General features: G+C 71.0%; 19 protein-coding genes. 8 read left to right on the forward strand and 11 right to left on the reverse strand.

Going from position 1 to position 21672, the window contains the following annotated elements:
• Window positions 1–34: 34 nt before the first annotated feature.
• Window positions 35–535, forward strand: a complete 501-nt coding sequence (locus tag O7624_RS01830; protein ID WP_282238647.1) for a hypothetical protein — start codon at window positions 35–37, stop codon at window positions 533–535.
• A gap of 148 nt (window positions 536–683) precedes the next feature.
• Here O7624_RS01830 and O7624_RS01835 read toward each other — a convergent pair whose 3' ends face one another.
• Entirely contained in the window at window positions 684–920 is a 237-nt protein-coding gene (locus tag O7624_RS01835) for a winged helix-turn-helix domain-containing protein (RefSeq protein ID WP_282238648.1), read from the reverse strand.
• A gap of 413 nt (window positions 921–1333) precedes the next feature.
• Between O7624_RS01835 and O7624_RS01840 the strand changes: the two genes are divergently transcribed.
• Together O7624_RS01840 and O7624_RS01845 are read left to right on the forward strand one after the other, a co-directional pair.
• Window positions 1334–2527: a helix-turn-helix domain-containing protein gene (locus O7624_RS01840; protein ID WP_282238649.1), complete on the forward strand. Its 1194-nt coding sequence runs from the start codon at window positions 1334–1336 to the stop codon at window positions 2525–2527.
• On the forward strand, window positions 2524–2745 hold the full coding sequence (locus O7624_RS01845; protein WP_282238650.1) for a hypothetical protein: 222 nt from the start codon (window positions 2524–2526) through the stop codon (window positions 2743–2745). Before O7624_RS01840 ends, O7624_RS01845 begins: the two co-directional genes overlap by 4 nt.
• Window positions 2746–2798: 53 nt before the next feature.
• Here the strand turns inward: O7624_RS01845 and O7624_RS01850 are convergent, their stop codons facing one another.
• The 10 genes from O7624_RS01850 to O7624_RS01895 form a co-directional block, all read right to left on the reverse strand.
• Complete coding sequence (locus tag O7624_RS01850; RefSeq protein WP_282238651.1) at window positions 2799–5594, reverse strand: DEAD/DEAH box helicase; 2796 nt, start codon at window positions 5592–5594, stop codon at window positions 2799–2801.
• A gap of 158 nt (window positions 5595–5752) precedes the next feature.
• Complete coding sequence (locus tag O7624_RS01855; RefSeq protein ID WP_093402174.1) at window positions 5753–6739, reverse strand: zinc-dependent alcohol dehydrogenase family protein; 987 nt, start codon at window positions 6737–6739, stop codon at window positions 5753–5755.
• Window positions 6736–7578: a carbohydrate ABC transporter permease gene (locus O7624_RS01860; protein WP_210823365.1), complete on the reverse strand. Its 843-nt coding sequence runs from the start codon at window positions 7576–7578 to the stop codon at window positions 6736–6738. Before O7624_RS01860 ends, O7624_RS01855 begins: the two co-directional genes overlap by 4 nt.
• Complete coding sequence (locus O7624_RS01865; RefSeq protein ID WP_093402172.1) at window positions 7575–8507, reverse strand: sugar ABC transporter permease; 933 nt, start codon at window positions 8505–8507, stop codon at window positions 7575–7577. The genes O7624_RS01860 and O7624_RS01865 overlap by 4 nt, the downstream gene beginning before the upstream one ends.
• 56 nt (window positions 8508–8563) lie before the next feature.
• Window positions 8564–9931 (reverse strand): sugar ABC transporter substrate-binding protein, encoded by a 1368-nt coding sequence (locus O7624_RS01870; RefSeq protein WP_282238652.1) that lies wholly within the window; start codon window positions 9929–9931, stop codon window positions 8564–8566.
• Window positions 9932–9988: 57 nt separating this feature from the next.
• Window positions 9989–10750, reverse strand: coding sequence for a DeoR/GlpR family DNA-binding transcription regulator (locus O7624_RS01875; protein ID WP_093402455.1), 762 nt, complete (start codon window positions 10748–10750; stop codon window positions 9989–9991).
• Between the two features lie 222 nt (window positions 10751–10972).
• Window positions 10973–11722, reverse strand: a complete 750-nt coding sequence (locus O7624_RS01880; RefSeq protein ID WP_093402171.1) for a hypothetical protein — start codon at window positions 11720–11722, stop codon at window positions 10973–10975.
• The gene (locus O7624_RS01885; RefSeq protein ID WP_282238653.1) at window positions 11712–12230 is read right to left on the reverse strand and encodes a sigma-70 family RNA polymerase sigma factor; all 519 of its coding nucleotides are present in this window, start codon (window positions 12228–12230) and stop codon (window positions 11712–11714) included. Before O7624_RS01885 ends, O7624_RS01880 begins: the two co-directional genes overlap by 11 nt.
• 85 nt (window positions 12231–12315) lie before the next feature.
• The gene (locus tag O7624_RS01890) at window positions 12316–12936 is read right to left on the reverse strand and encodes a hypothetical protein (RefSeq protein ID WP_282238654.1); all 621 of its coding nucleotides are present in this window, start codon (window positions 12934–12936) and stop codon (window positions 12316–12318) included.
• A 197-nt stretch (window positions 12937–13133) separates the two neighbouring features.
• Window positions 13134–13547, reverse strand: coding sequence for a hypothetical protein (locus O7624_RS01895; protein WP_282238655.1), 414 nt, complete (start codon window positions 13545–13547; stop codon window positions 13134–13136).
• A 393-nt stretch (window positions 13548–13940) separates the two neighbouring features.
• Between O7624_RS01895 and O7624_RS01900 the strand changes: the two genes are divergently transcribed.
• The 5 genes from O7624_RS01900 (at window position 13941) to O7624_RS01920 (ending at window position 21599) form a co-directional block, all read left to right on the forward strand.
• Complete coding sequence (locus O7624_RS01900; RefSeq protein ID WP_093402167.1) at window positions 13941–14294, forward strand: DUF4212 domain-containing protein; 354 nt, start codon at window positions 13941–13943, stop codon at window positions 14292–14294.
• Window positions 14291–15976: a sodium:solute symporter family protein gene (locus O7624_RS01905; RefSeq protein ID WP_282238656.1), complete on the forward strand. Its 1686-nt coding sequence runs from the start codon at window positions 14291–14293 to the stop codon at window positions 15974–15976. Before O7624_RS01900 ends, O7624_RS01905 begins: the two co-directional genes overlap by 4 nt.
• A 324-nt stretch (window positions 15977–16300) precedes the next feature.
• Window positions 16301–17581 carry a multidrug effflux MFS transporter gene (locus tag O7624_RS01910; protein WP_232511075.1) on the forward strand — a complete coding sequence of 427 codons (1281 nt, stop codon included), beginning with the start codon at window positions 16301–16303 and terminating at the stop codon, window positions 17579–17581.
• Window positions 17582–17634: 53 nt separating this feature from the next.
• The gene (locus O7624_RS01915) at window positions 17635–18972 is read left to right on the forward strand and encodes an SWIM zinc finger family protein (protein ID WP_282238657.1); all 1338 of its coding nucleotides are present in this window, start codon (window positions 17635–17637) and stop codon (window positions 18970–18972) included.
• Window positions 18969–21599 carry a DUF6493 family protein gene (locus O7624_RS01920; RefSeq protein WP_282238658.1) on the forward strand — a complete coding sequence of 877 codons (2631 nt, stop codon included), beginning with the start codon at window positions 18969–18971 and terminating at the stop codon, window positions 21597–21599. The genes O7624_RS01915 and O7624_RS01920 overlap by 4 nt, the downstream gene beginning before the upstream one ends.
• Window positions 21600–21672 lie beyond the last annotated feature (73 nt).

Consider the following 21672-nt stretch of genomic DNA (forward strand, 5'->3'; position numbering starts at 1 on the left):
GCATGAGTGACGGGACAACTGGTGAGGGGCATGAATGAGCCTCGATCTGAGGAGCCGCCCGGGCTTACGGATGGCGGTCGCCGCTGTCGCGATCGGGGCGGTTCTCGCCCTCGCCACGGTGGTGACTGCGGCCATACGTGATCGAGGTCCAACTCCCCAGCAGGAGGTGGCCAGCGAGGGCGTACGGATCTCGGTGCCAGCTGAGTGGCCACGCAATGCCCTCAAATGCGGTACGCCGATGCGCGACACCTACATCGTGGACCTCGATGTGATCGCGGGCTGCGCCGTGTTGCCGCAGCCTCGCGTCGACTACGCCGAGATAAAGCGCGGGAATCTCGATCTCGACCCGGTCGCCCAGCTCGCCACCGAGGCGGGCGAGGCATTCGGCCACCCCGTCCTGGGGGGCGGCGACGTGCTGCCGGATGGCCGGACGCGGCAGGTGGTGGTGGTCCCCGACCGACAGGTACTCCTCGTCGCGGTGTCCAGCAACCCGGCAGTCGCCGAAGCGATCGTCCGTTCACTCCGAGTCGACTGACCTGCGTCGGCACCGCCAGCGCCTCGCTTACTGTCAGTCAACCAGGAACGAGATCTTGGAAAAATTCCGTTAGTAGTTAACGACAACTGTCCAAGATCTGGTTTCAACCTTCGGAACAGAGACGTTGCCGACCCGGCGGAGGCTGGCGTTACTCGGACCCGCGCTCCGGCTCGGCTACGTATACGCCTTTCCCGGGATGCCCTTCGACCAACTCTCTGTCTTTGAGCAACGACATGACACGGTGGATCGTGGAGATGTGCACGCCGTACTGCTCGGCGAGTTGGCGCGTGGACGGCAGCTTCTCCCCCGGCGCGAGTTCGCCAGATTTGATCTTGCTCGTGATCTCGTTCGCTATGCGGCGGTAGTCGACTCTCTCGGTCGGCATGTCGATCTCCGTCGGTTCCCTGGCTTCGGCACGCCAATCTGATCACGACGGAACCTGTTCCAGCAAGTTTCATGCTCTAGCTACATGCGCCTCCTTGACCTACTCCAACTTGTTGGAGTAGGTTGCTGTCCGGGTCGGTTCCCTGGTTTCGGCAAACTCCGCGGTTCCGGCCCGCATACCCACCTCGGACAGTGCTACGCCCGCGTTCGGGGTGGGCACCTATTCGACACCGGGCGGAAGGTGCCACATGGTCGACCCCGTTGACATGCAGTCGAATGCCGCCGTACCTCCGGACGAGATCAGTGTCCTGGACGATCACGGAGAGGAACGGCGGGAACTAGCGTTCGGCCTCCTCAAGTGCCCCCGGTCGGCAATCCATGGATAGTCAACGCGCAGCTGGACAGGAGCGTGGCGTGAAGAGGGGCGACGTGCCGATCGGGCGGCGGGTGGCGTACTGGCGGGCGCGGCGGCGGATGTCGCAGCAGGTGTTCGCCGACCGGCTCGGCAAGTCCAAGAGCTGGGTGGACAAGGTCGAACGCGGGGTACGGGCCCTGGACAAGGTTTCCACGTTGCGGGACATCGCTGCCGCGCTGCGGATCGATCAGGCGTTGCTGCTCGGCCAGGACAGTCGGCCCGCCGAGGCGACCACCAGGGTCGAGGGCGTCGAGCAGATCCGGGCGGCACTGTCCGCGTACGACATTGCCTTGGATCGGCCCGCGGCGCGCCGGGACGCGCCGGACGTGGCTCGGCTGGCGCGGGGCGTCGCGCATGCCTGGACCAGTTTTCAGCATGCGCGGTACCCGGCGCTTGTCGGTCTGCTGCCCGAGTTGCTGGCCGGGACACAGCGCGGTCACGCCCACGATCCGCAGGCGGGCCGGGTTCCGCTGGTGGAGGCGTACCGGGTGACCGCTTCGCTGCTAATGAAGCTTGACGAGACCGAGTTGGCCTGGCTCGCCGCCGACCGGGCGATGACGGTCGCGACCGGTGATCCGCTGTTGGTCGCCGCCGCCACCGTGCAGCTCGGCCAGGCGTTGCGGGCCGGCGGTCGGGCGCGGGAGGCGGGCACGGCGGCGCTGGCGGCGGCGTACCGGATCGGCCGGGCCGACCTCGACGTGGCTCGGGTGTCGCTCTGCGGTGCGCTGCTCGTGCAGGCGGCGCTCGCGGCGGCCCGGCACGGCGACGACCGTGCCGCCGCCCGCGTCGACGAGGCCGCCGACCTGGCCGCCGAGGTCGGCGACGGCAACGATCATCATCACACCAGCTTCGGACCGACGGCCGTGGCGCTCGCCCGGGTCGCTGTCGCGATCGAGTTGGGTACGCCGGACGAGGCGATCGTCCGACACGAGAAAGCTGTCGGACGGGACGGCTGGCGGTGGCTGCCGCCGGAGCATCGGGCCGCTCATCTGATCGACGCCGGGCGTGCGTACCTTCAGGTTGCCGACCCGGTGAACGCGGCCCGGGTGCTGCTGGAGGCCGACCGGACGGCCCCCGCCGAGGTGCGCCGCCGACCCGCCGCCCGGAACGTGCTCGCCGCCACGGTCCGCCATCCGGGTGCTCCCGCCACGATCGTCGCGCTGGCCGCCACCCTCGGGGTGGCCCGCGCATGACCGCACCGTTGCTCACCCTGGCGCAGATCCTCAACCGGCTCACCCTGACCGCCCGCTGGACGCTCCGTGACCACGAGCAGGCCTCCGACGGTCGCTGCCCGATCTGCCGCGTCCCCGACTGTGCCGTGGCCACCGCCGCCCGCAACCTCCTCACCACCCTCAGGCAGACCCGCTGGACCGGGGACGGTGACACTTTGGATCCGTGGCAGTCGCGGTAGTCGACACGCCGACCATCTGACGCCTTTGCTGCCACGGATCCTTCGGCGACGGGTTACGACGGCGCGTGCTGGGGCGGGAGCTCGGGTGCCGGGTCGAGGAGGCGTTGGCGCTCGGCCGCCACGACCTCTCGGACCAGTTCGGCCTCGGACAGGTCGACCGCCTCCGGGCTCGCGTCGGCCGTGTCGCTGACCCGGGCGAAGTCGTCGAAGATGCGGCGCTTGCCCGCCAGCAGTTCGGTGATCCGCTGGTCGACGCCCTCCTCGGAGAGCAGCCGGTGGACCTGCACCGACTGGACCTGCCCCATCCGGTGTGCCCGGGCGATGGCCTGCGCCTCGGTGGTGGGTTTCAGCTGAGGTTCACAGATGACGACGACGGAGGCGGACTGGATGTTGAGCCCGACGCCACCGGCCACGATCTGGGCCACCAGGACGGCCCCGTGGCGGGCGGCCGAGAATTCGTCCACCATCCGCTGCCGGTGGTTGGCGGGCACCGAGCCGGTCAGCGGACCGAAGACCGGGCCGGGAAGGGTACGGGCGACCAGTTCGAGTACCTCCCGGAAGTGGGAGAAGACGATGACTCGGCGCTCGTTCTCCGCCGCCTCCCGGACGATCTCGACCAGGCGCTGCACCTTTGTGGACTCGGTGGCCTGAAGCATCGCCGCCTGGCGCATCCGCATGAAGTTTCCCCGCTCGACCGCCTCGCGGTAACGCGTGGTGTCCGCCGAGGACATCGGCAGCCACTCCTCGACCTCGATGAGTTCGGGCAGTTCGTCGAGCACGTCGTCCTGGTTGCGGCGCAGGTACGCGGGCGCGATCTGCCGCCGGAACCGCGCGGGTGACGGGTCGGTGGTGTCGAGGGTGAGATCGGGGCGTACATAGCGGGCGAGGTTGCGGAACTCGTCGACCTTGTTCTCCAGCGGTGTACCGGTGAGCAGGATGGCCCGTTCGGCGCGCGCGACAATCTCCTTCGTTCTGATCGACCGCTGCGCCTGTGGGTTCTTGACGTAGTGGGCCTCGTCGACCACGACACACGCCAGGTCGGGGACTTCCCGGAGTTGCGGCTCCCACCAGGCGAGGGTCTCGTACGTGGTGACCGCCACGCCCCCGTCCCGCAGCCAGGTACGGGCCGCGGCATCGCGTTCCGGGCCGTGCACCCGGTGTGGACGCAGCCTCGACTTGCCGCTGATCTCGCGGACCCAGTTGGTCACCACGGCGGCGGGACACACCACCAGGAAGTGAGTGCTTCCCCTGCTGCGCAGGTGGGCCAGTACCGCGAGCGCCTCGACTGTCTTACCGAGGCCCATCTCGTCTCCGATGACGACCTTGCGCTGGACCAGGGCGAAGCGCGCCGCGAAGCTCTGGTAGCCGCGCAGCGAAGCGGTCAGGTGTGCGCCGTCGAGCACCTGGTCGCGTACCGCCTCGATGATCTCGTCCGGGAGGTCGCCGTGCGCGGCGTTCCCGTCGCCGCTGGCGAATCCCAGCTCGGAGAGCATCGCGAAGTAGTCGGCGGGGCGAGTGAGGAAGTCGTCCCAGGGGTCGGCACGCAGGTTCCGCCGACCCGGTGCGGAGGATCTGCCGAGCAGCTCGGCTCGCCGTTTGACGATCTCGATGCTCTCGCAGAGGCCGCTGGCGGCGAGCCCTCGGGTCGGCACCACCAGCAGGTGAGTGGTGCTGCGGTCGATGGTGCCGCCCAGCGGCGCGAGTTCCGCGGCGCGTTCGAGGTCGGCTGCCGCGCCACGCGTGCGCCGGCGCGCGTCCCACTCAGCGAGCCGCCGCAACAGAAGAGTGGTCTCCGGGTGGCGGTGGTCGACGTCGATGCGGACCGGCGTCTCGTCGTAGGTGGTCTGCCAGAGGGTGCGGGCAGCTCCGATCAGGCGACGAGCCGAGGTCGCCCCGACACCCGGAAGCGCCTGAAGCGACGGGCCATGGTGCAGCACGTCCTGCACCGTGACGACTCCGGCGTCGGCCAGTGGTCCGAGGCGGAACCGGTCGCGGGTGACGGTTCGCAGCGCCTCCACCGGCATGTCCCGCAGGATGCGGTGCACCTCGGATTGTCTGACCTGCTCGCCCGCTTCACGGGCCGCCGACCGGTACGGGGCTTCACCGGCCACGACCTTGTCGATGGCGGCAAGTGCCGCAGGCAGCCCTCCGAAGACCGACCGGTCCACCAGCTCCGGCTCCGGACCGGTCCACCCGGCCGACTCCCGCTCCGGTCCGATCCGGCCGGTGGGCCCGCGCTCCCGCCCGGTCCGCTCGACAAGTTCGGGCTCCCGGCCGGTGCGCTCGGCGAGGAGCGCGAAGCGAAGGGACGGGTCGAGCAGGTCGCGGACGTCGTCCCGGACCGGGTCGGAAGCTGCGGTGGGGACGCCGAGGTACGCCAGGCGCTCGGGACCGCCAGTGGCGATGACCTGCGTGTGCCGGTCGCGGAGGAACATCGCGGCGGTGGCCGCTGACTGCTTCCTGGCTGGCCCGGCGAGGTAACGGCGTACGTCGAGCATGGGCGCGAGGTCGGCGACGGCGCGAGGAGCGTCATCGGTGAGCAGGCGCAGCAGGGCGTGGTCGGCGGCTGTCGTCGCGGGAAGCACGGCCCGCTCCTGGAGTCGCCGGACGGCGTCACGGTCGTTCGCCCGCAACGCGAGCACGCGCCACGCCCCCTGGCCGGAGCGATCGACCACAACGCTGCGGTCCCGCAATCCCCTCTCGGCGCTGCTGGCCGCCTGCTGGACGCCCCGGTGCCAGTCCCGTACGTCCTGGGCGACTTGGCCCCACCGCCTGAAGTCCGCCACGAGCCGACGCAGCTCTACGCGCTCGGCCTTGTCCATCCGCACCCCGGCCCGGTACCCCGCCACCCACCCGAGCATGCCGCACAGCTGACCGCCATGCGGCAGCAACTTGCCCGACGTTGCTGCCTCGGGCGCCCTTGAGGGGACAACATCGCCGATGTTGCTGCTTCCTGTTCCCGTCGGGGCGAGGGTCCCAGTGGGTGGGTGGGGGGTGGGGCGCGGGGTCAGGTGATGAGGAGTTTGCGGCCGATGCCGGAGCGGAACTGCGACATCGCGTCGGCGTAGGCGGCCAGGGGGAAGCGGTGGCTGATGAAGACCTGCGGGTCCAGCACGCCGGCCGCGAACAGCTCGGCGGCGCGGTCGAAGCTGTGCAGGACGGCCATCGAGCCGGTGACGGTGATCTCCTTGTTGTAGATGCGGTACGGCTCGACCGGCACCCGGGTGGCGTACTCGGAGACGCCGAACTGGAGGAAGGTGCCGGCGGGAGCCACCCGGGTCAGGCCGTCGGCGATCGCCGCCTCGACGCCGGTGCAGTCGATCACGACGTCCCAGCCGCGCGGGCGGTCCAGCTCGTCGGCGTTGGCGGCGCTCGCCGAGCAGCCCAACTGGACGGCGGTGGCGAGGCGGTCGGGGTTCAGATCGACCACGCTGACGGACGCCGCACCGCAGCGCTTCGCCAGCTCCAGCATCATCAGGCCCATGGTGCCGGCGCCGTAGATGAGGTAGTGGTCGGCCAGCCGGCGGGGCAGCACGTCGAAGCCGCGTACCGCGCAGGAGAGCGGTTCGATGAGGGCGGCGTCAGCCGGGGCCACACCGGACGGTAGCACCACGCAGTTGCGTACCGGGGCGAGCGCGTACTCGGCCGCCCCACCGGAGACGGTGACCCCGATGGCGTTCCACCGTTCGCAGAGGTTGCCCCGGGCCCGGCGACACTGGTAGCACTCGCCGCAGTGCAGCGACGGGTCCACGGCGACCGGGTCGCCGACGCGCACCTCGGTGACGTCCCGCCCCACCGCGACCACCGTGCCGGCGAACTCGTGGCCCGGCACGATCGGGTACGCGGGCGCGAACTCGCCGTCCATGATGTGCAGATCGGTGCCGCAGATCCCGCACCCGGCGACCTCGACCACCACGTCCCGGGTGCCGGGCGTCGGGTCCGGTACCGACTCGACGCTGATCTGGCCCGGCTTGACGATGACTGCTGCCTTCACTTGACCGCCCCCATGGAGAGTCCTCGGACGAGTTGTTTCTGGGCGATCCAGCCGGCCAGCACGACCGGTAGCGACACGATTGTCGCCGCCGCGCAGAGCCGGGCCAGGAACAGCCCTTCGGACGTGATGAAGCCGACCAGGAAGATCGGCGAGGTGCCGGCCCGGGTGGCGGTCAGGTTGACCGCGAAGAAGAACTCGTTCCAGCTGAAGATGAAGCAGATCAGCGCGGTCGCGGCCAGGCCGGGCGCCACGATCGGTAGCAGGATCCGCCGGATGGTGACGAGCAGGTCGGCGCCGTCCATCGCCGCCGCCTCGATCAGCGCCGCCGGCACCTCCAGCAGGAACGACCGCATCATCCACACCGCGAGCGGAAGGTTCATGGCGGTGTAGAGCACGATCAGGGTCCAGACGTTGTCCAGCATGCCGAGGTCCTGCACCAGCAGGTAGATCGGCAGCAGCGCGGCGACCACCGGCAGCATCTTGGTGCTGATGAAGAAGAACAGCACGTCGCGCCAGCGTTCGACCGGCCGGATCGACAGCGCGTACGCCGCCGGGGTGGCCAGTACGAGCACCAGCAGGGTGGACAGCACACTGGCCATCACCGAGTTGAGCAGGTACGGGGTGATGTCCCGGTCGAAGACCTGCCGGTAGCCGTCCAGCACCGGGGTGAAGAACCAGGACGGCGGGTTGCTGGCGGCGTCGACCTCGCGCTTGAAGCCGGTGAGCACCATCCAGGCCACCGGCAGGAAGAACAACAGGCCGGCCAGCCACGCCAGCACGGTCCACGCGGCCCCGGTGCGGCCCGCGCTGCGCCGGGCCGGACTCGCGGTACGGGTCATCGTGCGTCCTCCATCCGGAACAGGCTGGAGATCACCCGCAGCGCGAAGGTGGCGACGATGATGGTGCCGATCACCACCACGACGCCGGCCGCGGCGGCCTCGCCGTACTCGAACTTGCGGAAGGTGGTCAGGTAGATCTCGTACGGCAGGTTGGTGGTGGCCCGACCTGGGCCGCCCTGGGTGATGGTGAAGACCGCGTCGAAGGTCTGCACCAGGTAGATGGAGCCGAGCAGGGCACCCAGTTCCAGGTAGGGCCGCAGGTAGGGCAGGGTGATCCGGGTGAAGGTCTGCCACGGGCCGGCGCCGTCGACCCGGGCCGCCTCCAGCGTCTCCAGGGACTGGCTCTGCAGGCCGGCCAGGATGATCAGCATCATGAACGGGGTCCACTGCCAGACCAGCGCGGCGACCACGGAGACCATCGGGTACTGCGACACCCAGTCGGTGCTGCCGCCGAGGATGCCGTTGATCAGGCCGTAGGACGGGTTGTATATCGCGTGTTTCCACAGCAGCGCCGCCGCCATCGGCATCACCAGGAACGGGGTGATGAGCAGGGTGCGGACGATCCCCCGGCCGGGGAACTTGCGGTCGAGCAGGATGGCCAGGCCGAGGCCGAGCAGCACGGAGGCGATCACCGACGAGGCGGTGAGCACCACCGTGTTGAGCAGCGCGGCACGCAGTCGACCGTCGGTGAGCACGGTCGCGTAGTTCGCCAGGCCGATGAACTCGCGGCTGCCCGGCCGCAGCGCGTTCCAGCTCTGAGTGGACAGGTAGAGGGTGAACAGGAAGGGCAGTTGCGTCACCACGATGGCGAAGACCAGGGCGGGCAGCAGCGGGGCCCGACGGGTCCAACGGTGTCGCCGGTCGTCACGGGTGGGACGGACGGTGGGTCGCGGGGGCGCGTCCGCACCGGTGGTGCTGGTGGTGGTCATCGATCCGCCTCGGGGGCAGGGCCGGGGCCGGTCGGTCGACCGGCCCCGGCGGGCGGCTACCGGTGGTTGCTGGCGGCTTCCTCGGCCAACCGCTGGCCGTCGGCGAGCGCCTGGTCGACGGTGGTCTGGCCGGCGATGGCGGCCGACACCTCCTGCGACACCTTCGTTCCCAGGTCGGCGAACTCGGGGATGCCGACGAACTGCACGCCGAGGGCGGGGCGCGGTTGCACCCCGGGGCTGACCGGGTCGGCCTCCTGGATGGACTTGAGCGTGATGTCGGCGAACGCCTCGGCGGACTGCCGGTACTCGGCGATCTCGTAGGTGGACTGACGCTTGCCCGCCGGCACCCGGGACCAGCCGAGTGACGAGCCGACCAGCTTCTCGTACTCCTTGCCGGTGGCCCAGGAGATGAACTTCCAGGCGGCGTCGGCGTTCTTCGTGGTCTTCGGCATGGCCAGGGCCCACGCCCACAGCCAGCCGGAGGATTCGGTCTTGTCGACCGGCGCGTACGCGTAGCCGACCTTGCCGGCGACGGTGCTGGCGTTGGGGTCCTCCAGGGTGCCGGCGGCGGAGGTGGCGTCGTACCACATGGCCGCCTTGCCCTGCCCGAAGGTGTTCAGGCACTCGGTGAAGCCGGACTGCGGCGCGCCGGGCTGGCCGTGTTCGCGCAGCAGGTCGACGTAGAACTTCGTCGCCTCGGTGAACTCGGGTGCGTTGACCTTCGGCGTCCAGTCCTGCTCGAACCAGGTGCCACCGAAGGTGTTCACCACGGTGGTCAGCGGGGCGAACAGCTCACCCCAGCCGGGCAGCCCGCGCAGGCAGATGCCGGAGACGCCGGCCGCGTCGTCGTCGAGCCGTTCGGCGAACTCGGCCACCTGCTGCCAGGTCGGCCGCTCCGGCATGGTCAGGCCCTCGGCGGCGAAGAGTTCCTTGTTGTACATCAGGAACGACGACTCGCCGTAGAACGGGGCGGCGTAGAGCTTCCCGTCGGTGCCGGAGAGCGAGGCGACCATCGGCTCCAGCAGGTCACCCTTGTCGTACGCGGTGTCGGCGTCCGCGTACGAGCTGAGTTCGTGCAGCCAGTCGTTCTGCGCCCAGATCGGCGCCTCGTACGCCCCGATCGTCGCCACGTCGTACTGGCCGCCCTGGGTGGCGACGTCCTGGGTGACCCGGTCGCGCAGCTCGTTCTCCGGCAGGATCGTGAACCGCACCTCGATTCCGGTGTCCTTGGTGAAGTTGTCGGCGGTGACCTTCGCCAGGTCCTCCATCTGCGGGTTGCCGACCATCAGCACGGTGATGGCGGTGCCGTCGCTTGAGGAACCACCGCCCGCTCCGGAACAGGCGGTCGAGACCAACGTGACGGCGAGGACGGCGGCGAGCGCGGCCGGCCCACGCCGTCGACGAGGAGTTCGTGTTTCAGGCACAGCGAACCTCCATGGTGGGGTGTGGTGGTGAGGGAAAGGTGGGTCGGACGGCGGCGCTCAGACGCGCAGCACCACCGGGCCGAGCAGTGAGTAGCGGTGCGCCTCGGACGCCGGCAGTGCCGTGTCCGTGACGATGGTGTCGACGTCCGCGACGTCGGCGAAGCGGCAGAAGCTGTGCCCACCGAACTTGGTGTGCACCCCGGCGAACACCACCCGCCGGGACACCGACATCACCTGGGCCTTGACGGCGGCCACCGCCGGGTCGGGCGTGGTCAGCCCGTGCTCGCGGGAGATGCCGTTGGCCCCGACGTAGGCCAGGTCGATGACGAATCCGGCAAGCATCCGGGTGGCCCAGTGGTCGACGGTGGCCAAGGTCCGGCCACGGACCCGGCCGCCGAGCAACAGCACGGTGAGGCTCGGGTACGCGGCCAGCGCCGCAGCGGTGTGCAGGGAGGCGGTCACCACCGTCAGTGGGCGGTGGGTGGGCAGCGCCTCGGCGATCAGTTGCGGGGTGTAGCCCTCGTCGATGAAGACCGACTCGGCGTCGCCGAGGTGTTCCACCGCCGCGGCGGCGATCCGTCGCTTCTCCACGACCATCCGGGTGGCCCGGGTCTCCAGGGTCGTCTCGAAGCGGGCCGTCTCCACCGGGTACGCCCCGCCGTGGGTGCGGCGCACCAGCCCCTGCTGGGCCAGCAGGCTCAGGTCGCGTCGGACGGTTTCCGGCGCCACGCCCAGGTCGGCGGCGAGCTTACGCACGTCGACGTCACCCTGACGGCGAGCCAAGGTGAGGATGTGCTGCCGGCGCTGGGTCGGGTCCACCTGCACACCTCCGTTCGGCTCGGGTGCTTTTTTGTAACACCGATGAACGGCAGGTGACCCCGGTCACCTGCCGTTCAATCCAGTGGATTTGGTGACCGGCTTCCACCGCCGAACGGGCAGCCCATAACCGTCACCGCCGGCAAACCGCCACAAATACCTTGCCCGTTTCGTGGCACGGCCTGCCCGACCGGTACCCGCGCTGCCCGCTCGGGCAGGGACCGGTCATCCCGGTGCCGCTCCGTTGTCGACCAGCCGGAACCGCGTGGTCAGTGGTGCGTCGCCCAACTCCTCCAGGATCAGGCCACGGGTCGGCGAGTTCTGCAGGTACGCCGACTGGCTGCTGATCGCGTACGTCGGCGCACCGCCGCGTTGCCCGTCCCGGACGATGGTGAACTGCTGCCTCGGTTCCTCCGGCGCACAGGTGGCCGCCACCACCCGCAGCGGCTGGCTGCCCGACGACCGCACCTCCCAGCAACTGTCGGTCGGTTCGCCGCCCCGCTCGGCGGCCCGGACCAGATAGGTGCCGGGTCCCTGCGGTGTGACCACGAACAGCTGGCGGCCCTCGTCGCCGTCGACCTCGGCGAGGCGACCGTCGGCGAGCAGGGAGAGCCCGCCGCTCTGCTCGGCCGCCCGGACGATCGTCACCTGCCGCCGCCCCGACAGCAGCGGATCGTTGCTCGGCGGACCGGACGTGCCGGCCGCATCGGGAGTCGCCGACGCGGCAGCCGGCGGTGTCGTCGGGCCGGCCGGGCCGACGGGGAGGGAGTCCGAACCCCCGGTGGGACGGGCCAGGACCGCGCCGGCACCGAGCAGACCGACGAGTACGACGCCCAGGGCGGCGGAAGCGGTCCGTCGGCGGCGGCGACGGGTGTCGCCCCGACGTCGGATGTCGACGGCGGCCGGCACCCTCCCCTGCCGGCCGTGCCCGGCCAACGCGCGCAGGGCCTCGTCGAGACGCGGCTCAGGACCCATGACTGCCTCCCCCGCCGGTGGTCTCGTATGCGTCGTCGCTCAGGTGCGCGGCGAGGGCCCGGCGTCCCCGGGCGAGCCGCGTCTTGACGGTGTTCACGTTGCTGCCGATCTCCGCCGCGATCTCGGTCACACTCAGCCCGACCAGGTGGTGCAGGACCACCACCCGCCGCTGGTCGGCGGAGATGCGTCGCAGCGCCGACACCACCGCCACGTGATCGACCGAGGTCGGCTCGACCTGATGGCCGGCCATCTCCCGGCGGTGGGCACGGAGCCGGTTCACCGTCTTGCGCCAGGCGCTCACCGCGATCCGGTACGCGACCCGGCGCACCCACGCCTCCGGGCTGTCGCACTCCCGTACCGACGCCCAGCGGTCCCAGGCTCTGGCGTACGCCTCCGCCACCGCGTCCTCGGCCTCGGCCCGGCTGCCGGTCATCGCCGCCAGGTGGCCCAGCACCCGCTGCGCCGACGCCGAGTAGAAGGCGTCGAACTCCTCAGCGTCGCGTTTCACTCACGTTCCCACCCGTACTGTCGCTGCTTGTCGTGGCCTGGCGGTCACGCCCCCGGGACCGGTGCCCGGGGGGCGTGACCACGCCCTACCTCCGGGGTGCCGGTCCGGTGTCGGTGAACCGGAAGCTACTCGCCGGCGGGGCATCCCCCAACTCCTCCATGATCAGGCCGGATCGTGCGGAGTTCCGCAGGTAGGCCCACCGGTTGCTGATCAGGTACTCGCGGGGACCACCGTCGGCCACGGCGGTGATCTCGAAACGCTGGGCGGGGTCGTCGGCCCGGCAGACGGCGCCCCGTACGTGGAGCGGCCGGGTGTCGCCCGGGTTGCGCACCTGCCAGCAGACCGGCTGCCCGGTGCCGCCACCGTGGTACGCCTTGACGAGGAACTGTCCCGAACCCACCGGCGTCGGTACGAACACCTGTCGGCCCCGGTCGTCGTCCACCTCGGCCAACCGGCCGCCGTCGAGCAGTGCCAGCCCCGACTCGAAGGCACCCACCCGGACCATGGTGATCCGACGCTTGCCGGACAGCAGCGGGTCCGCCGCCGTGGGCAGCGGCGTGGCTGCCACCCCCGCCGGAGCGTCCACGGGCGTCGCCGCCTCGCGCGCCGGCCCGTCGCCGGAGGCCGGACCCATGGTGTATACCGCGACGGCGGTGCCGGTCAGCACCACCAGGCCCGCAGCGGCGAGCCACCTACCCAGCGACACGATTCCTCCCGAGCTGGTCGGCACCGGGGCCAGCCGCCGGGTGGCGGGTGATCCTCGGTCGATTCAGCGGGATGACGCGTACGGGCGGCGGAAGGTTTCACGGCTCGGCCGGATCTCTCACCTCAGACTCGGCGCGGCCGACAGGCTGGGGCCCGGCGCGGCCGGCGGGGCACCTGTCGGCGCGGCGCGGTCGGCCGTCAGCTCAGTTTGACCAGGCGCATGCCGGTGCGGATCAGGACCACCGCGCCACCTGCGACCATGACCAGGCCGACGCCCGGCATCAGTTGCCCCCAGGCACCGGTGCTGGCGCTGAGGCTGATCAGACGGGCCACCTGCCATCCGACGATCGCGGCGACGACCAACCCGGGGATCAGGCTGTGCGCGATGGCCACCTTGCGGTACGGCAGCAGGGCACCGGCGACGGCCAGGAACGCCATGCTCAACGTCCAGAGACCGGGACCGGCCGCGCCGGAGAGCGAACCGAACGGCGTGATGACCCAGGGCAGCAGCGAGCCGACAAGCGCGAGCACGCCGCCGACGATCATGCCGAGACTGCCGGCGTGGAAAACGCGCCGGCGAACCGGGGCGGCGGTGGATGCGGTGTCGGCCATGTCCGGATGCTAGGCGCTCCACACCGTTGATCGACCGGGCCGATCGGTGAGCGGTCGGGCGGGGTCGGTGGGCGGACGGACCGGGCCCGCGAAAACCGCGAAACGGGACGATTTCGCGCTCCGGTCCGCCCCACTCGACCGTTCGCGGGGTCCAACGGACCGCTCAGCGACCCGAGGCCGCACCTGACGGATCAACTCTTGCCTGGCCAGGCTGCATCACGTTCGCTTCCCAGACCAAAGGTGTGACCGACCGCACAACCACGTCGAGCAGTACGGCGACGCGGCTGGGCGGGTCGGGCCACGGCACCAGCACCGCGTCACCACCAACCGGGCGCCGTGTCGCAGGCCCCTCGCCGGATCTACCGGTTCCATACCGACTAGGAGGCTCCAGACATGACCGAGGTAACCCCCGATAAGGAGACCCGTGGCGGTGAACCGCCACCGGCGGCACCACCACCGGCTTCCCCGCCGGACAACAGCTGGCGCAAAGAGTACTGGAGCCGCAATCTGCGGCTCATGGTGATTCTCCTGGCCATCTGGTTCGTCGTCTCGTTCGGCTTCGGAATCCTGCTCGTCGAACCGCTCAACAACATCGTCATCGCCGGATTCCCGCTCGGGTTCTGGTTCGCCCAGCAGGGATCGATCTACGTCTTCGTGATTCTGATTTTCGTGTACGCGAAGATGATGGATCGCCTCGACAACCAGTTCGGTGTTGACGAGCAGGAGACCGAGGGGGCTGGCAAATGAGTCAGATCCAGATCTGGACCCTCGTCTTCATCGTCGGCTCGTTCGCCGTCTACCTCTACATCGCCTGGCGCAGCCGGGTGAAGGAGACCGCCGGCTTCTACGTCGCCGGCCAGGGCATCCCCACCATCGCCAACGGTGCGGCCGTGGCCGCCGACTGGATGTCGGCGGCGTCGTTCATCTCGATGGCCGGCCTGATCGCCTTCCTCGGCTCCGACGGCACCATCTACCTGATGGGCTGGACCGGCGGCTATGTGCTGCTGGCCCTGCTGATCGCCCCCTACCTGCGTAAGTGGGGCAAGTTCACGGTGCCCGAGTTCGTCGGTGACCGGTACTCGGAAACCGTGCGCACCATCGCCGCGGTGGCCGCGATCATCATTTCCTTCACCTACGTGGTCGGGCAGATGCGCGGTGGCGGCATCGTCTTCAGCCGGTTCCTGAAGCTGGACGTGACCCAGGGCGTCATCCTCGCCGCCGTGATCATCGGCTTGTACGCGGTGCTCGGCGGCATGAAGGGCATCACCTGGACCCAGGTGGCGCAGTACACGGTGCTGATCGTCGCCTATCTGATTCCCGCCTTCGCGGTGGCGCAGCAGATGACCGGATTTCCGGTCCCGCAGGTGTCGTTCGGGCAGATCCTCGCCGAACTCGACGCGATCAGCGTCGAGATGGGCTTGAACCAGTACACCGAGGCGTTCGCGGCCCGGCCACAGATCGACGTGTTCCTGGTGACGATGGCGCTGATGATCGGCACCGCCGGTCTACCGCACGTCATCGTCCGGTTCTACACGACGAAGACCGTACGCGGTGCCCGCTACTCGGCGTTCTGGGCGCTGTTCTTCATCGCCCTGCTCTACACCACCGCCCCGGCGGTGGGCGCCTTCACCAAGCTGAACCTGCTCCAGGACGTCAACGGCGTCTCGGCCAACGCCCTGCCCAGCTGGATCGAGAACTGGGCGGCGACCGGGCTGGTCACGGTCAGCGACGGCGCTACGACCATCAACACGGTAAGCAACAGCCCGACCTCCGGCGCCGACCTGATCGTCAACAACGACATCCTGGTCCTCGCCAGTCCCGAGATCGCCGGCCTGCCGGCACCGATCGTGGGTCTGGTGGCGGCCGGCGGCATGGCCGCCGCGATGTCCACGGCAGCCGGCCTGCTGCTGGTGATCTCGTCGTCGTTCTCGCACGACCTGTACTTCCGCCGGGTCAAGCGCGACTCCACCGACCAGCAGCGACTGCTCGCCGGCCGGATCGCCATGGGCCTCGCGGTGCTGGTCGCCATCTACGCCGGCATCAACCCGCCGGCGTTCGTGGCGCAGGTGGTCGCCTTCGCCTTCGGCCTGGCGGCGTCGACCTTCTTCCCGGCCATCGTGCTTGGCATCTTCTGGAAACGATGTAATGCCACCGGCGCGGCGGCCGGCATGGTGACCGGCCTGATCTTCACCGCCAGCTACATGATCTACACGCTGCCGGTGTTCGGCACCGCGGCCAACCCGCACATCTTCGACATCAGCCCGGAGGGCATCGGCACCATCGGCGCGATCGTCAACTTCGTCGTCACCATCGTGGTGTCGAAGATGACGGCGCCACCACCGGACGAGATCGTCGAGATGGTGGAGAGCATCCGCTACCCGGCCACCCGGCGGGAGGTGACCGCCGGCACCGCCGCCGACGCCGCCTGACCCACCTTCCTGTCGAGAACCACCGGTCGCCGGTCCCACCATCGATGTTGGGGCCGGCGACCGGCCCGTTCCGGAGGACCTGGGTCCGCTCAAGATCCGCGCAACATCGGGGAACCTGCTGCCTCCGGCCGGCCGGAGGCAGCAGGTTCCCCGATGTTGTCCCCCTCGGCCGGTGTCGCCGTCAGGAGGGGCGTGCTGGGGGCGGTGGGATGTGAGGTGTGTTACCGGTGTTGTGGGGAATCAGGTCGGCGGCTGCGGGTTGCAGCCAGGTATGACCGTCGCACCACGATCCGCCCCGGCTCCGGTCCGGCGGGAGACCTTCCGGTGAGCGCCGTCGACGACGCCGCTCCGCCGGCCGCGCTGATGCCGGGCGACCTGATGAGCCGTCGCCAGCGCCTCCGCCTCATTCTCGTCCTCGGCTCGCTGATCGCGGTGGGCCCGCTCACCATCGACATGTACCTTCCGGCGTTGCCCTCGATCGTCGACGACTTCGGCACCACCTCGGCGGCGGTCCAGCTGACGCTCACCGGCACCCTGATCGGCCTCGCCCTCGGACAACTGCTGATCGGTCCGCTCTCCGACGCCGTCGGCCGGCGGACACCGCTGATCGCCGGTACCGCACTGCACATCGTGGCGTCCGTGAGCTGCGCCCTCGCCCCGAACATCACAGTGCTCGGCGCACTGCGGGTGGTCCAGGGCCTGGGCGCGGCGGCGGCTGCCGTGATCGCCATGGCCGTGGTCCGCGACCTGTTCAGCGGCGCGGCCTTCGCTCAACTGCTGTCCCGCCTGTTGCTCGTGATGGGCGCCGCTCCGATCCTCGCGCCGACCCTCGGCAGCGAACTGCTGCGGTGGACCCAGTGGCGTGGCGTGTTCGCCGCCCTCGCGGTCTTCGGCGTACTGCTGCTGCTGATCGCGATGCTGGGCCTGCCGGAGACGCTGCCACCGCTGCGGCGTCAACGCGGTGGGGTGCTGCCCACCGTCCGGCTCTACGGCGCACTGCTGCGTGACCGCGCCTTCGTCGGGCTGGTGCTGGTGGCCGGGCTGGCCATGGCGGCTCTGTTCGCCTACGTCGGCGGCTCATCGTTCGTCCTGCAGGAGCGGTACGGGCTCGACGAGCAGCAGTTCGGGCTGGCCTTCGGCGCCGGGGCGGTGGGGCTGATCGCGGCCACCCAGGGCAACGTACGGCTGCTGCGTCGCTGGTCCCCGCAACGGATCCTGGTGACCGCCCTGATCGTGGGCTCCGCCGCCAGCGTGCTGCTGCTCGGCCTCGCCGCGACCGGGATCGGCGGCCTGCCGGCCCTGCTCGCGTCGCTCTGGGTGGTGCTCGCGGCGGCCGGCCTGGCGCTGCCGAACGCTCCCGCGCTGGCCCTGACCCGACACGGCGAGGCGGCCGGCACCGCCTCCGCTCTGCTCGGCGCGGTGCAGTTCGGCATCGGGGCGGTGGCCGCTCCGCTGGTGGGCGTGCTCGGCACCGGTGCCGTGGCGATGGCCCTGGTGATCGCCGGCGGAATGGTCTCGGCCCTGCTCGTGCTCGTCGTGGTGGTCCGCCCCGGCCAGCTGGCCGTGCCGGAGCCGGTGGAGGCGATGGCAGTCGCCGCCCACTGAGGACTCCCGGCACGGCGCTGCGGTGTCGGTGGGTTGCACTACCGTGCGGCGGCGTGAGCGTAGTCCAGACGTACCGGTATCTCGCCCCCTCCACCCTCGCGCAGCGATCACTCGCCCTGCAGACCAGCGGCGGTCCCGCGCCGAATCCCCGCTTCTTCACCGGTTTTCTCACCACTGGGCAGGCAGCCGCGGTGGGTCTGCTGGCGGTGGCCGAGGTGGCCCGCACCCGCTACCACCGGCCGGTCAGCCCGGCCAGCCTCGACCCGGTGGTCACCGGCAGCCGCGACCGGCTCCGCTTCGAATCATTCTCCGGCTGCTGCGGGGTGTACGCGCGGCTCGACGTGCTGCCCACCGGGCTCGACGGTGACGTGTCCGAGCACGGCACCACGAACGTCGACGTGAACACCCCGCTGCGCGAGGCACTGGCCCGGGTCGGTGGTCTGGATCCGCTGCACCTGTCGGTCGGTCCCGACGATCTCACCGTCTCCACACTGGACGGTTCGGTGGTGGAGAAGAAGGTGCCGCTGCCGGCGCGCTGGCTGCGCGGCTTCGCCGAGGTCCAGGTCCTCGCGGCCCGCTTCGAGCCTCGGGCGGAGCTGCCGGCCGCCGAGGCCAGCGCCTTCCTGCGCCGGCTACCCAGGGGCAGCGAACGGTCGGTGCTCTGGGTGGTACCGGCCGGCCGGTCCCTGCGGCTGACCTCCCGACCCGTTCCCGGAGCGGTCTGCCTGGCCGGGGCCGGCCGACTGGTCGCGCTGCAACCGATGCTGCGCTTCGCGAAAACCCTCCGGGTGTACGGGCCGACGGTGGCTCCCGGCGCCGCTCCGGCCCCGAGCGTCTGGGAACTGGACACCGGCGCGCTGCGGCTGTCGCTGACCCTCTCCCCCGAGCCGTACCGGGGTTTCTCCGGCGAGGGGGCCGCTCTCGCCGCGCTCGCCGGAGACGATGTCGTCGACGACGCCGACCTCATCTCGGCCCTGCTCTCCTGGGATCCGACCATCGAGCCCGACCGGCTGGCCGAGCAGGCCGGCATCGACGCGGAGCGGGTCCGGGGCGCACTGGCCCAGCTCGGCACCGCCGGTCGGGTCGGCTACGACGTGGCCGAGGCGGCGTACTTCCACCGGGTGATGCCGTACGACGCCGGCCGGGCCGAGCGGGACAACCCCCGGTTGGTCGGTGCGCGGGCGTTGCTCGACGCCGAGGCGGTGCAGCTCGACGGCACGGCAGCGACGGTACGCAGCGGGGACCAGGTGTACCGGGTCCGCCAGCTCCCCGACGGCGGGCTGACCTGCACCTGCCCCTGGTGGGCGAAACACCGGGGGCAACGCGGGCCGTGCCGGCACGCCCTGGCCACCCGGATGCTGGCCGCCGAGCGGGTCGAGGAGCGGGTGTGACGCGGCCGGTGCAGAGCACCGTACGTCGTCGGCGGGAGTTGGCGGCCGGCGGCACGAGCGACCTGTTCGACCTGGTGAGCAGCGGTGACGCCGATTCGGTCGCGGCGGCGCTGGAGGGCTTGCCGGAGCAGCGCCGCCGGGAGATCGGCGTGGAGTTGACCGCCTGGTTCAAGCAGCACCGGGACAACTGGTGGGCGGCCGGCACCGGGACCGCCCTGGCGGCCGCCGTGGTCGGCTGCCTGCCCACCGCAGCTCAGGCCGCGGCGATCCTCGGTCGTCCCTCGGTGAACCCGCACGGTCGGCGCGCGGCCGAGCTGATCCGTCGAACAGCGCAGGAGCGGGGTGTCGACTGGCTCGTCGACCTGGCCCACCGGATTGCCGCTCGGTTCCGTCAGGACACCTGGGTGGGCCGGTGGCATTTCATCGCCGCCCTGCTGCACGCCGAGGGGGGCGCGCCACCCACCGACGACCGGTGCGTGCAGCTGTGGTTGACCGGGGTCGAGGCCCCCGACCGGTTCCACCAGGGCCAGCCGGCGCCGGTGGTCGACCGGCTGCGCGACGATCCGTTCCTGGCCGCCATGCTGCCCCGGCTGTTCGAGGTGGACGGCATCGGCGTGCAGATGATGTTCGTCGCCCCCCACGACAACTGGGACGAGCACGGTCAGCCCGCCCTGCCGGCCGCCCTGGCCCAGCTCGCCACCGAGGGGGTGGTCGACCGGATGATGCTGCTCGACGGTTCGATCAGTCGGCTGCTGCGCGGCGACCGGCCCGCCGCGCTGCGCGCCTTCACCACCCTGCTCGACCAGCTCGCGCCGACCCCCGCCGAGGTCACCGACCGGGTCACCGATTACCTGCGGCTGCTCGTCGACGCTCCCGCGCCGGTGGCCACCATGGCCCAGAAGGCGCTGCGGAAACTGCCCGAGCTGGAGCTGGAGCCGATCCTCGACGCTGCCCGGCAGATGCTCACGCGACCCGACAAGACACTCGTCAGGACCCAGCTCACCTGGCTCGACCAACTTGCCCGCCAGCACCGGGACCGGGCCGCCGAGATCGGCGAGGTGATCGCGGTGGCCGCCGACCATCCGGCGGTGGAGCTACGGGAGCGGGCGGCGGCTCTGGCGGCCCGACACGGTGTCGAGCCGGCACCGGTCATCCCGGCGCTGACCCGGCCACGCGGCGACGACCTGTCCCCGCCCGCGCCGCCCGCACCGGCCTCCGACCCGATCAACGACGTGGACGAGTTGACCGAGGAGGTCGCCGCCCTGCTGGGCGCGCCGTACGAAGGGGCACCCCTGGAGCGGATCCTCGACGGGCTGGTCCGGCTCGCCGCAGCCGACGGGCCCCGGGTACGCGCCGCACTCGACCCGGTGATCGAGCGGCGGCACTGGTCGTGGGCGAACGAGCACCGCTGGGATCCACTCTGTCTCTGCGAGACGGTGGTCGAGGTGTTTCGCAGCGCCGGTGTCGGCCGCACCGACCGGCGGCGGGAGCGGTGGGAGAAACTGCTGAAGGCGGTGCACCGACCCGACGCGGTGCCGGAGCTGGCGGTCACCGATCCCAAGGTGCCGCCGATCCACCGGCTGTTGCGTGCCCGGCTGGCCGAGATCGGCGCGTACCTCGACGAGCCGGGACAGTCCGGCCTGCTGGCACTGCCCACCTCGACCAACGGTCTGCTCGACCCGATGGCCCTCCTGGAACGGCTCACCGCGCTGGGTCACCGGGAGCCGGGCCACTGGGATCTCACCCAGGCGCTGCTGCGGTTGCCAGCCGACGTCGACGAGTCAGTCGCCGCGAAGGTGGCGGCGCTCGGCACCGCAGCCGGCCAACGGCTCGCCGGCTGGCTACGCGACGGCGGCCTGCCGCAGCCGGTCATCCGGTCCCGCACCGTCACCCGAGACCCGCGCCGGGGCAACCGCCACTGGGAGTGGGCGTACATGCCGGCCGAGCGCATCCTGGTCGAGCTGGCACCACCCACCGGCACGATCGACCGCTACGGGCTGCTCACCGCGCCGGCCACCCCGCTCGGCGGCGACCACTCCGGCTGGGTGCACCTGTGGCCGTCGCTGCTGCCCAGCCACAAAGGCGCGGTCACCGCGTACGCTCTGCCGCTGGTCGCCGGTGCCGCGGACATGGACGAGCGCGGCGGCGCGACGGTGCTGCCCCTGCTCGCGGAGGTCGGTGGCCCGGGCGGGGTGGCTCTCGACCTGGCGGTGGCCTACGGGCTCGCTGCCCGGCACGGCCCGGACCGGGTGGCGACGGTGGATGCGCTGCTCGCCCTCGCCGCCGCCGGTGACTTCGACGCCGCCGGCACCGGAGAGCAGCTCGGCACGCTGGCCGCCCGGCAACTGGTGAAGCTGTCCCGGGTCGTCGAACCGCTGCGCGACGCCGCGCAGGCTGGCGCGCCGCTGACCGTGTGGCGGCTGCTGGCCGCCGCGCTTCCGGCGGTGCTGGCCGCGCCCACGCCACCGCGTGGCGTACCGGATCTGCTGACCCTGGCAGCGGAGACGGCCACCACGACGGGCGTCCGGATCGACGTGCCCGGCCTGGCCGACCTCGCCGGGCGGAGCGGCTCCAGCCGCGTGGTCACCGAAGCCCGCCGCCTGCACAAGGCCCTGTCCGAGACCTGACGCGCCGGTACGCCACCCCGGACCTACCGAACCTCGCGTGGAGCGCTCGACATGTGAATCTTGGTCCGTGAGC

The sequence above is a fragment of the Verrucosispora sp. WMMD1129 genome, assembly GCF_029581255.1.
GTDB classification, from domain to species: Bacteria; Actinomycetota; Actinomycetes; order Mycobacteriales; family Micromonosporaceae; genus Micromonospora; species Micromonospora sediminimaris.

What these genes read in the sequence shown, in the direction of transcription:
- O7624_RS01830 (WP_282238647.1), top strand. Translation starts at nt 35, where the DNA reads ATGAGCCTCGATCTGAGGAGCCGCCCGGGCTTACGGATGGCGGTCGCC.
- O7624_RS01835 (WP_282238648.1), bottom strand. Translation starts at nt 920, where the DNA reads ATGCCGACCGAGAGAGTCGACTACCGCCGCATAGCGAACGAGATCACG.
- O7624_RS01845 (WP_282238650.1), top strand. Translation starts at nt 2,524, where the DNA reads ATGACCGCACCGTTGCTCACCCTGGCGCAGATCCTCAACCGGCTCACC.
- O7624_RS01860 (WP_210823365.1), bottom strand. Translation starts at nt 7,578, where the DNA reads ATGACCCGTACCGCGAGTCCGGCCCGGCGCAGCGCGGGCCGCACCGGG.
- O7624_RS01865 (WP_093402172.1), bottom strand. Translation starts at nt 8,507, where the DNA reads ATGACCACCACCAGCACCACCGGTGCGGACGCGCCCCCGCGACCCACC.
- O7624_RS01880 (WP_093402171.1), bottom strand. Translation starts at nt 11,722, where the DNA reads ATGGGTCCTGAGCCGCGTCTCGACGAGGCCCTGCGCGCGTTGGCCGGG.
- O7624_RS01895 (WP_282238655.1), bottom strand. Translation starts at nt 13,547, where the DNA reads ATGGCCGACACCGCATCCACCGCCGCCCCGGTTCGCCGGCGCGTTTTC.
- O7624_RS01900 (WP_093402167.1), top strand. Translation starts at nt 13,941, where the DNA reads ATGACCGAGGTAACCCCCGATAAGGAGACCCGTGGCGGTGAACCGCCA.
- O7624_RS01905 (WP_282238656.1), top strand. Translation starts at nt 14,291, where the DNA reads ATGAGTCAGATCCAGATCTGGACCCTCGTCTTCATCGTCGGCTCGTTC.